Source organism: Bradyrhizobium sp. HKCCYLRH2047 (assembly GCF_051168175.1).
In the GTDB taxonomy this organism is placed as follows: Bacteria; Pseudomonadota; Alphaproteobacteria; order Rhizobiales; family Xanthobacteraceae; genus Bradyrhizobium.
The window spans coordinates 43,300-56,498 of sequence record NZ_JBNPUM010000020.1; the positions used below are offsets into that span (position 1 = coordinate 43,300).

The following is a 13,199-nucleotide window of genomic DNA, read 5'->3' on the forward strand; positions in this document are numbered from 1 at the left end:
CGCGTTGCGCCGTCGAGCCGAGGAGATTGCCATGACGGATCTGTCCGCACGGTTGCCGATTGGAGCCGGCAATGTGAATGCACGAACGGCGGCGCGGCGCGCGGTCGTGGTCGGCCTGCTCGCCTTTTTCAGCCTCGTCGATCTGTTCGCGGCGCAGGCGATGCTGCCGGTCCTCGCGCGCTACTATCAGGTCAGCGCGGCCGAGATGGGACTTGCCGTCAACGCCTGCACGCTGGGAATGGCGATCGCGAGCCTTGTTACCGGTCTGCTCAGCCCGCTGATCGATCGCCGGATCGGCATCGTCGCCAGCCTTGCCCTGCTCGCCGGCTTCACCGCCTTGCTCGGCAGCGCGCCCGACCTGGCCGTCTTCGCAGGCTTGCGCATCCTGCAGGGCCTGTGCATGGCCTCGGCGTTCGCCCTCACCCTGGCCTATCTCGGCGAGCAGTGCACCGCCAGCGAGGCCGGCGGCGCCTTCGCGGCCTATATCACCGGCAACGTCGCCAGCAATCTGGTCGGGCGCCTGCTCTCGGCCGGTCTCACCGGTGCCCTGGGCCTCAAGCCGACCTTCTACGTCTTCGCCGCGCTCAATGTCTGCGGTGCCCTTCTCGCCGCATTCGCGGTCGGAGGCGCGGCCATGCGTGCGCAGGGAACGATGCGGCTGCGCGGCGGGGCCATCGCCGATCACCTGCGCGACCGCCGCCTGCGCGCGGCCTTCGGCGTCGGCTTCTGCGTCCTATTCGCCTTCATCGGCGCCTTCACCTTCGTGAACTTCGTGCTGGTGCGGCCGCCGCTGTCGCTCGGCATGATGGAGGTCGGAGTGGTGTATTTCGTCTTCCTGCCCTCGATCGTCACCACGCTGCTCGCCGGCCGGACGGTCGCAAGGATTGGCACACAGGGCGCGATCTGGGGCGCACTCGCGACCGCAGGCCTCGGCCTCGTCCTGATGCTGTCGTCACGGCTCGGGGCGGTGCTCGCCGGCATGGTGCTGGTCGGCGCGGGCACGTTCTTCGCCCAGGCCGTGACCACAGGCTTCGTCGGAAAGGCCGCCACGCACGATCAGGGTGTCGCCAGCGGACTCTACCTCGCCAGCTATTTCGCCGGCGGCATCGTCGGCACGGCCGTGCTCGGGCAGTTGTTCGACCGGTTCGGCTGGACGGCCTGCGTCGCAGGCATCGCCGCCGCGCTGGGGATCGCGGGATACCTGGCGCGCTGGTTGACGCCGCCGGACGCTCAGGACCGGCTCGGCGCCGGCTCGGGCTGAGACGGCGGGGCCTGCTCATCGTCGTCGGCGATGGCGCGCCAGGCCGCCCCTTCGAGATCCTCATACTGGCCGCTCTTTAGCGACCAGAGAAAGCCGACCAGGCCGGCCAGGCCGAGCGCCAGAGCGAGCGGGACGAGAATGATCATCACTTCCATGACGCGGCCTCCCCGGCCACCTTGCGGGCACGTAGCGCATTCAGCATGACGATGATCGAGGAGCCGGACATCGCGGCTGCCGCGATCAGCGGGGTGACGACGCCGCTGATCGCAAGCGGCACCGCCAGGACGTTGTAGCCGACTGCGAGCCATAGATTCTGCCGCATCAGATGCAGCGCCTTGCGCGCGTAGTCGATCGCGGCCAGCACCGGCGCCAGGGGACGACCGAGGAAGACGAGATCGGCGGTGGCCTGGCTCAGATGCGCGGCCGAGATCGGCGACATCGAGACGTGCGCGGCGGCGAGCGACGGCGCGTCGTTCATGCCGTCGCCGACCATCATGACCTTGACGCCCGCGCGCTTCAGCTCCTCGATAACAGCGATCTTGTCGGCCGGCGTGACGCCCGCGCGCCACGCGCCGATGCCGAGCGCCTTGGCGGCCGCGGCCACCGCCGCCTCGCGATCGCCCGAGAGGATCTCGACCTTGATGCCGCGCCGCTGCAGGCCGGCGACGATCTTGGCGGCGTCAGGGCGCAGGCCCTGGCGCACCGAGAACAGGTACCTGCTATCGCCGCGGCTGAAGGCCACCACCGAGGCCTCGGGATCGACGCCCTTGGTCTGCGCAACCAGCGCCTCGGCGCCACAGAAGGCCGGACGTCCCAGCCTGATCTCGACGCCGTCGACGACGGCGCGGACACCCTGGCCCGGCTCCTCGACCGCGCCCATCAGCGGCGACCGCGCATTGGCGGCCTGGGCCACCGCCGCGGCCACCGGATGATGGCTCGACAGCGCGAGCTGGCCGGCCAGCGCGAACACATCTGCAGGAATGTCGGCGGCGTTGACGACCTCGAGCTCCGGCAGCGTCAAGGTGCCGGTCTTGTCGAAGATGACGTGATCGGCCTCGGCGAGGCGCTCGATCGCATCGCCCGCATTGAGCAGCACGCCGGACTTGAACATCGCGCCCGACGCCACCGTCTGCACGGTGGGAATCGCAAGCCCGAGGGCGCAGGGACAGGTGATGATCAGCACCGCGATGCCGGTGACGATGGCATCGTGCCAGCTCGCGCCCATCAGCACCCAGCCGAGCACGGTGAGCGCCGCCGTCGCGTGCACGACCGGCGCATAGAGCCGCGAGGCGCGGTCGGCGAGGCGCATGTAGCGCGAGCGCGCCTGCAGCGCGTTGTCGAGCAGGCGCGTGATCTCGGCGAGCAAGGTGCCCTCGGCGGCGGCGGAAACCCGGACACGCAGCGTGCCGGAAATGTTGAGCGAACCGGCATAGACGGCGGTCCCCTGCTCGGCCGGTACGTACAGCGTCTCGCCGGTGATCAGGCTCTGGTCGATCTCGGAGCGGCCCTCGACCACGACACCGTCGACGGCGCAGCGCTCGCCGGGCCGCAGCAGCACCAGATCGCCGGCGCGGACGGCGGCGACCGGCACCTCCGAAATCTCGTCGGGACCGATGAACTTGGTCGCGGTCTCCGCCTTCAGCGCGGCGAGATTGCCGGCGACCGCGCGGGTCCTCCGCCGCATGCTCTGGTCGAGATAGCGGCCGACCAGCAGAAAGGTCAGCAGCATGATCGCGGCGTCGAAATAGGCGTGCTCGGCGTGATGAAACGTCTCGACGATCGACATGCCCAAGGCCAGGATCACGCCGATGCAGATCGGCACATCCATGTTGACGTTGCCGGTCTTCAAGGCGCGCCACGCCGAGCGGAAAAACGGCTGGCCGGCATAGGCCGCGGCCGGCAGCGCGATCACGGCCGACAGCCAGTGGAAGAAGTCGCGCTGCTCGGGCAGCATGTCGCTGCCGTTGCCGGACCACACCGGGATCGACAGCATCATCACGTTCATGGTCGCGAACGCGGCGACGCCGAGACAGCGCAGCAGGAAGCGCGATTCCTCCGCCTCGGTGGCCTCGGCGCTCGCCTTCTCGAACGGATAGGCCTTGTAGCCGAGCTCGGCGAGGCGATCGATGAACCTGGCTGGATCGAGGGTGCCCTGCTTCCATTCCAGCGCGACACGGCGGTCGGTGAGATTGACGCGCGCGAGCGTCACGTCGGGCAGCGCGGAGAGGCCGCGCTCGATCTTGGCCATGCAGCCGGCGCAGCTGACACCCTCGACCGCGAGGTCGATGTGCTTCAGGCCGGCGCCGAGATCCTTGACGTAATGGGAGAAGTCACGCGTCACATGCATGATCGGACGTCCTTCAGTTCAGCAGCACGCGGTTCTTCGACAGGAACAGGCGGCGGCCGCTGGAATCGCCTTCGAGCACGAGGTCCCACTGGCCCGGCGCGATCGCCTCCGCGGTGCCGCGATAGATGCCGCCGCCGATCTCGGCCAGCGCGACCTCCTGGTCGGCGCGCTTGTCGGCCGGACGCTCGAGCCGGCCCTGGAAGGTCAGGCCAGACAGCGGATTGCCGCTCGCATCGCGTGCGTTGACCTGCACCACCGCCGCACCGCCTGCGCCGCGCTCGATATGCGCCTCGACCTGCCAGCGCCGCGCCTCCTGGGCGCGCGCCGCCGCGATCTCGTTCTCGTAGCCGAGGCTGGCGCTGTAGGCGCTGTCGACCTCGGTGCCTGGCAGGGTCGAGATCGCCGCCGTCATCATGTAGACGTTGACGCCGATCACCGTCCCGAAGAAGGCGAGAAGCATCGCGAGCACCATGCCTCCGGTCAGCTGGAAGGAAGGATTGGAACGGCTGGCCATTGACGGGCTCCCTTGCTCTACGGGCTGACGAAATTGTCGGTGGCGGAGGCGACGACGCCGAGACCGATATCCGTCACATGGAACTTCACCGGAATCGACTTCTCGGGATTGCTCTCTTCGGGCGCGGTCACCAGCAGGCGCAGCTCCTCGGTCTGGTCGCGTCCGATCACGATCATCGGCCGGTCCGGGGTCACGGAATCGGCGCCGACGACGTGGACGGCGGCGTTGGCCGGCCCTTCGATGTCGATGGCGATGACGCGATCGAAGCCGTGCTTGTTGAGGACGCGCACCGTATAGGCATTGCGGATCGAGCCGTCGGACAGCTTGATCGCGATCGGGTTGCGATCGTGCAGCACGTTGACCTCGAGCAGCGACCGGGTCGCGAGCTTGTAGACCATGGCACCGCCGACCACGGCGATGATCGCGGCATAGACAATGGTCCGCGGGCGCACGAGCTTGTAGATCGGCGGCTTGCCTTCCTGTCGGCGATGAATGTTGATGTCGTTGTCATAGCCGATCAGCCGCGTCGGGCGGCCGATCTTGGTCATGACGGTATCGCAGGCGTCGATGCAGAGGCCGCACTGGATGCAGTCCATCTGGGCGCCGTCGCGGATGTCGATGCCGGTCGGGCACACCGCCACGCATTGCTTGCAATCGATGCAGTCGCCGGCAGGCTGGCCGAGCGCGCGCAATTCGGCGGCCTTCTTGACCGACATGCGGCTCTCGCCGCGGTCATAGCGGTAGGTGACGTTGAGCGCCCATTCGTCGGTCAGCGCCGCCTGGATGCGCGGCCACGGGCACATATAAACGCAGACCTGCTCGCGCATGAAGCCGGCGAGCGTGTAGGTCGTCGCGGTCAGGATCGCGATCCAGACATAGGCGAGCATCGGCCCCTGGAAGGTGACGAGATCCTTCACGAGCGTTGGCGCATCGCTGAAATACAGCACCCAGGCGCCGCCGGTCCACCACGCGATCATCAGCCAGATCGAATGCTTGAGCACGAGCTCCGAAATCCGCTCCAGCTTCATCGGGTCGCCGGAGGCATCCTTCTTCATGCGCTCCCGGCGGTCGCCCTCGATCAGGCGCTCGACGGCATAGAACAGGTCGGTCCACACTGTCTGCGGGCACAGATAGCCGCACCAGATGCGGCCGCCGATCGCGTTCATCAGGAACAGGCCGATGGCGGCGATGATCAGGAGGCCGGTGAAGTAGTACACCTCCTGCGGCCACAGCTCGATGAAGAAGAAATAGAAGCGGTGGTTCGGGAAGTCGATCAGCACCGCCTGGTCGGGCGCGCCGAGGCCGCGATTCCAGCGCACGAACGGCAGGAAATAATAGACGCCGAGACAGAAGCCCATCAGGCCCCATTTGATCCGGCGGAAAGTGCCCGAGACGCTCTGCGGATAGACCTTCTTGTGCGCAGCATAGAGCGGACCGTAATCGTCCACCTGTTGCAGATCTTGGGGCTGCAGGTCGTCCGGTTTTACCGTCTGGTTCATGGCTGGCGGATCATGGCTGGGGTCTTCTCGCAGTTGCGGCCGAAGGTATGTCCACCTCCGGCCGCTCAGTTGATCCAGCTCAATTGAAGGGAAAGTTCCGTTGGATTTCCGTTACTTTCCGCCGCCCAGCGAGTGGACATAGACCGCCATCGCCTTGATCGTGGTCGGGTCGAGACGGCCCTCCCAGGCCGGCATGACACCGGCGCGACCGTTGGTGATGGTCTCGATCAAGGTCGCCTCGTCGGAGCCGTACAGCCAGATCTTGTCCGTGAGGTTCGGCGCGCCGAGCTCCGGATTGCCCTTGGCGTTGTCGCCATGGCAGGCCGCGCAGTTCTCGGCGAAGATCTTGGCGCCGGCCTTGGCGTCATAGCCCGGCCGGGTCGGCAGGCCCGCCAGCTCGCGGACGTAGTTGGCGACCGTGATGATTTCCGCCGGCTTCAGGACACCGTCCTTGCCGAAGGCGAGCATCTGGCCCTCGCGGGTCTTCGGGTGCCCCGAGCGCACGCCGTACAGCAGGGTCTGCTGGATCTGCTCCAGCGAGCCGCCCCACAGCCAGTCGTCGTCGTTCAGGTTCGGGAAGCCCTTCGCACCGGCCGCGCCGGTACCGTGGCAGGCGGCGCAGTTGTCGCCGAACACGGTCTTGCCCTTGGCACGCGCCAGGGCAAGCATCGCCGGATCCTTCTCGATGTCGGCGAGCGAGGCCGTCGCGAGCGCGGCCATCTTGGCGCCGCGGATCTTCTCGAGATTGGCAAGCTCGACCGCCACGTCCGCACGGGACGAGTAGCCGAACATGCCTTGCGTGTTGCTGGAGATCAGCGGCCAGGCCGGATACACGATCCAGTAGCCGATCGCCCAGACGATGGTGATGTAGAAGGTGATCACCCACCACCGCGGCAGCGGGGTGTTGAGCTCCTTGATGCCGTCCCAGACGTGGCCGGTCGTGGCCGTGCCCGTGACGCTGTCAACTTCGTTGTGGTCAGCCATGATGAATTACTCCTCCCGCAACGGCATGCTCGCCGCCTCGTCGAAAGCGGCCTTGTTGCGAGGCCAGAGGGCATAGGTCACGATCGCGAGGAAAATCGCGACGAAGATCGGGGTCCACAGCGTCGTCACGAGTGACGACGCGATGTTTTCCACTGCAATGATGGGCTTCATGATGCTCGCCTCTCGATCTCAGCGCAAATTGGCTTTTTCGTTGTAGATCTTGAAGTCCACCAGCGTGCCGAGCATCTGCAAGTAGGCCACCAGCGCATCCATTTCAGTCGGCGCACCCGCCTTGCCGTCGAAGTTGCGCACCACCGCCTTCGGATAGCGCTTGACCAGCGCATCCGCGCCGGCACCGTCCGGATCGACCTGCGCCTTGAGGTCGGCGGCGGCGTTGGCGATCTGGTCGTCGGTGTAGGGCACCCCAACCATCCGCAGCGTCTTCAGATGGTCGGCGATGTTGTCCGCGTCGAGCTCGGTCTCCTTCAGGAAGGGATAGCCGGGCATGATCGACTGCGGAACGATGGCGCGCGGGTTGGTCAGATGGGTGACATGCCAATCGTCGGAGTACTTGTTGCCGACGCGGGCGAGGTCAGGCCCCGTGCGCTTGGAGCCCCACTGGAACGGGTGGTCGTACATGCTCTCCGCGGCGAGCGAGAAGTGGCCGTAACGCTCCACTTCGTCGCGCAGCGGACGAATCATCTGCGAGTGGCAGAGATAGCACCCCTCGCGGACATAGATGTTGCGGCCGGCCAGCTCGAGCGGCGTGTAGGGCCTGACGCCGTCGACCGCCTCGATCGTGCTCTTCAAGTAGAAGAGCGGAGTGATCTCGACGAGGCCGCCGATCGCGACCACCAGCAGGATGCCGATGACCAGGATGATCGAGTTCTTCTCGAAGACTTGGTGTCGTTGCCAGAAAGACATGATTGGTTACCTCACTCCGCCGGCTGAAGGGCGACGGGCGACTGAACTTCTTCCTCACCGACACGGACCGTCATCCAGAGATTGTAGGCCATGATCAGCGAGCCGATGACGAACAGTGCACCGCCGGCTGCGCGGATGATGTAGAAGGGATGCATCGCCTCGACGGTCTCGATGAACGAGTACTCGAGGAAGCCGAGCGCCGTGTAGGACCGCCACATCAGACCCTGCAGGATGCCCGAGACCCACATCGCGGAGATGTAGAGCACGATGCCGAGCGTGGCCGTCCAGAAGTGCCAGTTCACGAGCTTGAGGCTGTAGAGACCCTTGCGGTTCCAGATCCACGGCACCATGCAGTACAATGCGCCGAAGGACACGAAGCCGACCCAGCCGAGCGCACCGGAGTGCACGTGACCGATGGTCCAGTCGGTGTAGTGGCTGAGCGAGTTGACAACCTTGATCGACATCATCGGACCTTCGAAGGTCGACATGCCGTAGAAGGCGACCGACACGACCAGCATGCGCAGCACGGGGTCAGTCCGCAGCTTGTCCCATGCGCCCGACAGCGTCATCAGGCCGTTGATCATGCCGCCCCAGGAGGGCATCCACAGCATGATCGAGAAGGTCATGCCGAGGGTCTGCGTCCAGTCCGGCAGCGCCGTGTAGTGCAGGTGGTGCGGGCCGGCCCAGATATAGAGGAAGATCAGCGCCCAGAAGTGGATGATCGACAGCCGGTAGGAATAGACCGGACGCTCCGCCCGCTTCGGGATGAAGTAGTACATGATGGCGAGGAAGCCGGCGGTCAGGAAGAAGCCGACCGCGTTGTGGCCGTACCACCACTGGAACATCGCATCCTGTATGCCGCCCCAGGCGATGTAGGACTTGGAGCCGAACAGCGACACCGGCAGCGACGGATTGTTGCCGAGATGCAGCATCGCGATCGTGACGATGAAGGCAAGGTAGAACCAGTTCGCCACGTAGATGTGCGGCTCCTTGCGCTTGATGACCGTCACCAGGAACACCAGAAGATAGACCACCCAGACGATGGTGAGCCACAGGTCGGAGTACCACTCCGGCTCGGCATATTCCTTCGACTGCGTAACGCCGAGCAGATAGCCCGTGCCGGCGATCACGATGAAGAAGTTGTAGCCCAGCACCACGAACCACGGCGCGAGGTCGCCGGCCAGACGGGTCCGACAGGTCCGCTGCACGACGTAGAACGAGGTCGCGATCAGCACGTTGCCGCCGAAGGCGAAGATGACCGCCGAGGTGTGCAGCGGGCGCAGGCGACCGAAGCTGATCCATTGCAGATCGAAGTTCAGCACCGGCCATGCCAATTGCGAGGCAATGATGAGACCGACGGTGAAGCCGGCAATGCCCCAGAACATCGCCATGATCGCGCCGAGCTTGATCGGACCGAGATTGTAGTTCGGTCGGCCATTGATCTCCTGCGGCGGCAGCTCGCCGCGCTCGAAGTAGCGGTTGAGGATGAAGAAGACGGACGCCGCGCTGGCGGCAGCCGCGAGCGAGGCGTGGAACGCGAAGGCCGTATCCAGTGCCTTCGCCGCAGCGAAGACGCACAGGAAGGCGGTGACGGCAAAAGTGAGCGACAAGCCACTTTCGCCGATGGTCATGGATTTTGTGGATGAGGACGCGCTCATGCGGAATCTCGCTGAAAGAACACGAGCCCAGCAACCACAATCGTTCACACGTGGAATTGATCGAAATCAACTTTGCGACCGGCTCGCCGTAAAGACTGGGAATGTTGCAGAACCAGCCGGAGGGAACCAGGACCGCGGCAGAGTACGATCCCGGCGATGCATGATCCGATGCACAGAGCCAGAGAGGCCCGCACGCGGCACACGTGCGGGCCTCATCTCCCAGACGTTGGCACAAGGCCTGAGATCAGGTCTTCAGATCAGGTCCTCGCGATCATTCCTTGGCGGCGGCGGCCAGAGCCCTGACGATATCCTCGCGGGCGACGATCCCGACGACCCTGTTGTCGCCGTCGGTCACGGGCAGGCTGCGGATACGATGCTCGACCATCAGTTGCAGCACGCGCGTCAGCTTCGTATCCGGCCTGACATAGATGAACTCGGATGTCATCACGTCGGCGACCGTCCGGTTCATCAGGTCCGTATAGCGCGGCAGCATCTGATTTGGCGTGAAGGCAAAGCATTTCAGCACGTCGAACTTGGTGACGATGCCGATCACCTCGTCGTTCTCGACGACGGGGTAGGTGTTGAAATCGTCGCGGTCGAACATCTCGCCGAGCTCGCGGATCGTCGTCTCCCGGGTCACGGTCGTGACGTTCCGCGTCATGTAGTTGCCGGCGGTTTCCTCGAGAAATCTGTACAAGGCGGCAATCCTGTTCTCGAATGAAGCGGGTCGAATTTCAGTGCGACAGCAGAACGCAACGCTCGCTGCGCGTCATCAGATGCTCGGTGACCCCGCCGAGCACGAGCTCGCGGAATCGGGAATGGCCATAGGCGCCCGCCACGACGAGACCGGCCGAAACATCGGCGGCGACGGCGTCGAGCGTAGCCGCAACGTTGCGCCCCGGCCCCGGTTCCGCGATGCGCGCCGATGCGACGATCTTGTGACGGCCGAGCCATGCGACAACGTCCGCAAGACGCGCCTCGCAGGCGTCATATTCCGATGTGTTCTCCGGGATCTCGGCGACCACGACGCCGCTCGCCCTGGCGAGCAGCGGCAGGGCATCGGCCAAAGCGCGGCGCGCCTCCGGTGTCTCCTTCCAGGCCACCAGCACGGTCCCGAGATCGAGGCTGCTGACGTTGTCCGGCACCACGAGCAGCGGGCGCCCGGCCTGCATGACAAGATCCTTGGGATTGGCCACCGCGAACGCATCGGACACCCCGGGCGGCACGCCGCCGGTGACGAGAATGTCGGCGGCACGGGCCTGCGCCAGCACGTAGCGCGCGGGGAAATCCACGGCGCTGCGCCAGCTCAACGACGCAGCCCGGTCACCCACTGCGGTGCGGAACTCCTGCTCGAGCTCGGCCAGTCGATTCCGCAGCGCGGCCTCACCCTGCTCGATCAGATCCTGCGCCTGCTCGCCGGTCGTGAAGTACAGCGGCGGCGCGAATTCCGCGGCCGCAACGCCGATGACAGCTGCGTCAAAGCGCGCCGCCAGGTCGGCCGCGACCCGAAGGCGGGCCTCATTCGGCTGACTGAGCGCAAGGCTCACCATGACAGTCGCGAACGTCATCCCGCCTCTCCAAACATTGCTTCCATGCAACTCTTAGAGGTGAAATCGCCTGCCGTGATGAGATAGATCAAGGTGCGGCGCGGGAGCATGGACGGCAGGACACCGTTGCAACCCGACCCAGGATCGGAGAAAGCCTTGAATTGTCGAACCAAAGTTTAAGTCGGCCCGGGTTGCAACGGCGCAATCTGGTATAGGATACCGCGGTGGTCGGCCTCCCGGCTGCGGCGGTAACGGCGAATCGGATAACGGCGAATCGATCAAAGGCTTCGAATTGCGCGACTTCACCCACCCCTTCCCGGATGCATCCGCCAGGCCCGAGGACGCTCCCGAGGACGCTCGGAGGCTGGGCTTCGGCGCGTGGGATCTCGATCTGGCCTCGGGCGAGTTCTACTGGTCGGTGACGACGCGGAAGCTGTTCGGCGTGGCGGCCGATCAGCCGGTGACCTACGGCTCCTTCCTGGCGCTGCTCGCGCCCGAGGATCGCGCGCCGGTCGAGGCGGCGATCGAGGATTCACGCCATCGGAGCACCGGATTCGACATGTCGTTCAAGGTGTCCGGCGGCGGGCACTGGATTCGCGTGCTCGCCGGCGTGGTCGCCGACGAGGCCGGCACGCCGCATCATCTGCGCGGCATCGCCCTCGACATCGACCAGGAGAAGCGGCTGGAGGAGACGCTGCGGCTGCGCGAGCAGCATTTCCGCTCGATCCTGGACACCGTGCCGGACGCGATGATCGTGATCGACGGCAGCGGCACGATCCAGTTCTTCAGCTCCGCGGCGGAGCGGATGTTCGGCCTCACCGAGGCAGAAGCGGTCGGCCTCGACGTCAGCGAATTGATGCCCGAGCCGGACCGCTCGCGCCATGCCGGCTACCTCACCCGCTACCATGCCAGCCGCGAGCGCCGTATCATCGGCATCGGCCGCATCGTGACCGGCCGCCGCCGCGACGGCACGACGTTCCCGATGCATCTGTCGATCGGCGAGATGCAGTCCGGCGGCAAGCCCTATTTCACCGGCTTCGCCCATGATCTCACCGAGCATCAGCAGACCCAGGCACGGCTGCGCGAACTGCAGTCGGAGCTGGTCCACGTGTCGCGCCTCAGCGCCATGGGCGAGATGGCCTCGGCGCTGGCCCATGAGCTGAACCAGCCGCTCGCCGCGATCAGCAATTACATGAAAGGCTCGCGCCGGCTGCTGGCCGGCAGCAGCGATCCGAACACGCCCAAGATCGAGAGCGCGATGGAGCGCGCCGCCGAGCAGGCGATTCGCGCCGGCCAGATCATCCGCCGTCTGCGCGACTTCGTCTCGCGCGGCGAATCGGAGAAGCGGGTCGAGAGCCTGTCGAAGCTGATCGAGGAAGCCGGCGCGCTCGGCCTTTCCGGCGCCCGCGAGCAGAACGTCCAGCTGCGCTTCCAACTCAATCCGGATGCCGATCTCGTGCTCGCCGACCGGGTCCAGATTCAGCAGGTCCTGGTCAATCTGTTCCGCAATGGGCTCGAGGCGATGTCTCATTCCGCACGCCGCGAGCTCAGTGCGACGAATCGCAAGATCAGCGACGACTTGATCGAGGTTGCGGTGTCCGATACCGGAACGGGATTCCACGACGACGTCATGCCCAACCTCTTCAAGACCTTCTTCACCACCAAGGACACCGGAATGGGAGTCGGCCTCTCGATCAGCCGGTCCATCATCGAGGCCCATGGCGGGCGCATGTGGGCCGAGAACAACGAAGCGGGCGGCGCGACGTTCCGCTTCACCCTGCCGGCTGCCCCAACCAAGGTTGAGCACGATGGCTGAACAGGCCAAGGTCTATGTGATCGACGACGACGAGGCGATGCGGGACTCGCTGAACTTCCTGCTCGATTCATCAGGCTTTGACGTCACGCTGTTCGAGAACGCGGAGGTCTTCCTCAGCCGACTGCCGATGCTCCCTTTCGGCTGCGTCGTCTCGGACGTGCGGATGCCCGGCATCGATGGCATCGAGCTGCTCAAGCGCATGAAGGGCGCCGGCAGCAGCTTTCCGATCCTGGTGATGACCGGCCATGGCGATGTGCCGCTCGCGGTCGAAGCGATGAAGCTCGGCGCGATCGATTTTCTGGAGAAGCCGTTCGAGGACGAGCGACTGGTCGCCATGATCGAAACGGCAATCCAGCAGGCCGAGCCAGCCGCGAAGAACGAATCGGTCACGCAGGACATCCTGGCGCGCGTCGCCAGCCTGAGCCCCCGGGAGCGCCAGGTGATGGATGGGCTGATGGCCGGCCTCTCCAACAAGCTGATCGCGCGCGAATACGACATCAGCCCGCGCACCATCGAGGTCTACAGGGCCAACGTGATGACCAAGATGGGAGCGAACAGCCTCTCCGAGCTGGTGCGTCTGGCGATGCGCGCAGGCGCGCTGAAGGATTGAGCTAGATCAAGCTACCTTGACAGAATCGAGTGTTATGTT

At 65.5% G+C, this 13,199-nt stretch carries 13 protein-coding genes; 3 read left to right on the top strand and 10 right to left on the bottom strand.

All coding sequences use genetic code 11. The features are described 5' to 3' along the window. Positions 1 to 31 precede the first annotated feature (31 nt). Positions 32 to 1,261: an MFS transporter gene (locus tag ACQR1D_RS30295; protein ID WP_434894255.1), complete on the top strand. Its 1,230-nt coding sequence runs from the start codon at positions 32 to 34 to the stop codon at positions 1,259 to 1,261. Here the strand turns inward: ACQR1D_RS30295 and ccoS are convergent. The 10 genes from ccoS to ACQR1D_RS30345 form a co-directional block, all read right to left on the bottom strand. After that, complete coding sequence (gene ccoS / locus ACQR1D_RS30300) at positions 1,231 to 1,416, bottom strand: cbb3-type cytochrome oxidase assembly protein CcoS (RefSeq protein WP_315802502.1); 186 nt, start codon at positions 1,414 to 1,416, stop codon at positions 1,231 to 1,233. The genes ACQR1D_RS30295 and ccoS overlap by 31 nt on opposite strands. Further along, positions 1,407 to 3,608, bottom strand: coding sequence for a cation-translocating P-type ATPase (locus ACQR1D_RS30305; RefSeq protein WP_434839715.1), 2,202 nt, complete (start codon positions 3,606 to 3,608; stop codon positions 1,407 to 1,409). Before ACQR1D_RS30305 ends, ccoS begins: the two co-directional genes overlap by 10 nt. Before the next feature lie 13 nt (positions 3,609 to 3,621). Further along, positions 3,622 to 4,122, bottom strand: coding sequence for a FixH family protein (locus tag ACQR1D_RS30310; RefSeq protein ID WP_316218366.1), 501 nt, complete (start codon positions 4,120 to 4,122; stop codon positions 3,622 to 3,624). Positions 4,123 to 4,139: 17 nt separating this feature from the next. After that, positions 4,140 to 5,621: a cytochrome c oxidase accessory protein CcoG gene (gene ccoG, locus ACQR1D_RS30315; protein ID WP_316183543.1), complete on the bottom strand. Its 1,482-nt coding sequence runs from the start codon at positions 5,619 to 5,621 to the stop codon at positions 4,140 to 4,142. A gap of 111 nt (positions 5,622 to 5,732) precedes the next feature. After that, positions 5,733 to 6,605, bottom strand: coding sequence for a cytochrome-c oxidase, cbb3-type subunit III (ccoP, locus tag ACQR1D_RS30320; RefSeq protein ID WP_315802498.1), 873 nt, complete (start codon positions 6,603 to 6,605; stop codon positions 5,733 to 5,735). Between the two features lie 6 nt (positions 6,606 to 6,611). Beyond that, on the bottom strand, positions 6,612 to 6,776 hold the full coding sequence (locus tag ACQR1D_RS30325) for a cbb3-type cytochrome oxidase subunit 3 (RefSeq protein WP_315802497.1): 165 nt from the start codon (positions 6,774 to 6,776) through the stop codon (positions 6,612 to 6,614). An 18-nt stretch (positions 6,777 to 6,794) separates the two neighbouring features. Then, a complete protein-coding gene (ccoO, locus tag ACQR1D_RS30330; RefSeq protein ID WP_434839716.1) occupies positions 6,795 to 7,529 on the bottom strand; it encodes a cytochrome-c oxidase, cbb3-type subunit II in 735 nt (244 codons plus the stop codon). Positions 7,530 to 7,540: 11 nt separating this feature from the next. Continuing rightward, positions 7,541 to 9,187, bottom strand: a complete 1,647-nt coding sequence (gene ccoN, locus ACQR1D_RS30335) for a cytochrome-c oxidase, cbb3-type subunit I (protein WP_434839717.1) — start codon at positions 9,185 to 9,187, stop codon at positions 7,541 to 7,543. A gap of 271 nt (positions 9,188 to 9,458) precedes the next feature. Then, on the bottom strand, positions 9,459 to 9,884 hold the full coding sequence (locus tag ACQR1D_RS30340; protein ID WP_315802494.1) for a CBS domain-containing protein: 426 nt from the start codon (positions 9,882 to 9,884) through the stop codon (positions 9,459 to 9,461). Positions 9,885 to 9,921: 37 nt separating this feature from the next. Further along, positions 9,922 to 10,755 carry a universal stress protein gene (locus ACQR1D_RS30345; RefSeq protein WP_315802493.1) on the bottom strand — a complete coding sequence of 278 codons (834 nt, stop codon included), beginning with the start codon at positions 10,753 to 10,755 and terminating at the stop codon, positions 9,922 to 9,924. 271 nt (positions 10,756 to 11,026) lie between these two features. On the opposite strand from ACQR1D_RS30345, the gene fixL reads away from it, so the two are divergent. Both fixL and fixJ read left to right on the top strand, forming a co-directional pair. After that, entirely contained in the window at positions 11,027 to 12,550 is a 1,524-nt protein-coding gene (gene fixL / locus ACQR1D_RS30350) for a sensor protein FixL (RefSeq protein ID WP_434839718.1), read from the top strand. Next, the gene (gene fixJ / locus ACQR1D_RS30355; RefSeq protein ID WP_434839719.1) at positions 12,543 to 13,160 is read left to right on the top strand and encodes a response regulator FixJ; all 618 of its coding nucleotides are present in this window, start codon (positions 12,543 to 12,545) and stop codon (positions 13,158 to 13,160) included. The genes fixL and fixJ overlap by 8 nt, the downstream gene beginning before the upstream one ends. Positions 13,161 to 13,199 lie beyond the last annotated feature (39 nt).

Excerpts from the sequence above, each read along its gene's own strand:
- ACQR1D_RS30295 (WP_434894255.1), top strand. The coding sequence starts at position 32 with ATGACGGATCTGTCCGCACGGTTGCCGATTGGAGCCGGCAATGTGAAT.
- ccoS (WP_315802502.1), bottom strand. The coding sequence starts at position 1,416 with ATGGAAGTGATGATCATTCTCGTCCCGCTCGCTCTGGCGCTCGGCCTG.
- ACQR1D_RS30305 (WP_434839715.1), bottom strand. The coding sequence starts at position 3,608 with ATGCATGTGACGCGTGACTTCTCCCATTACGTCAAGGATCTCGGCGCC.
- ACQR1D_RS30310 (WP_316218366.1), bottom strand. The coding sequence starts at position 4,122 with ATGGCCAGCCGTTCCAATCCTTCCTTCCAGCTGACCGGAGGCATGGTG.
- ccoG (WP_316183543.1), bottom strand. The coding sequence starts at position 5,621 with ATGAACCAGACGGTAAAACCGGACGACCTGCAGCCCCAAGATCTGCAA.
- ccoP (WP_315802498.1), bottom strand. The coding sequence starts at position 6,605 with ATGGCTGACCACAACGAAGTTGACAGCGTCACGGGCACGGCCACGACC.
- ACQR1D_RS30325 (WP_315802497.1), bottom strand. The coding sequence starts at position 6,776 with ATGAAGCCCATCATTGCAGTGGAAAACATCGCGTCGTCACTCGTGACG.
- ccoO (WP_434839716.1), bottom strand. The coding sequence starts at position 7,529 with ATGTCTTTCTGGCAACGACACCAAGTCTTCGAGAAGAACTCGATCATC.
- ccoN (WP_434839717.1), bottom strand. The coding sequence starts at position 9,187 with ATGAGCGCGTCCTCATCCACAAAATCCATGACCATCGGCGAAAGTGGC.
- ACQR1D_RS30345 (WP_315802493.1), bottom strand. The coding sequence starts at position 10,755 with ATGACGTTCGCGACTGTCATGGTGAGCCTTGCGCTCAGTCAGCCGAAT.
- fixJ (WP_434839719.1), top strand. The coding sequence starts at position 12,543 with ATGGCTGAACAGGCCAAGGTCTATGTGATCGACGACGACGAGGCGATG.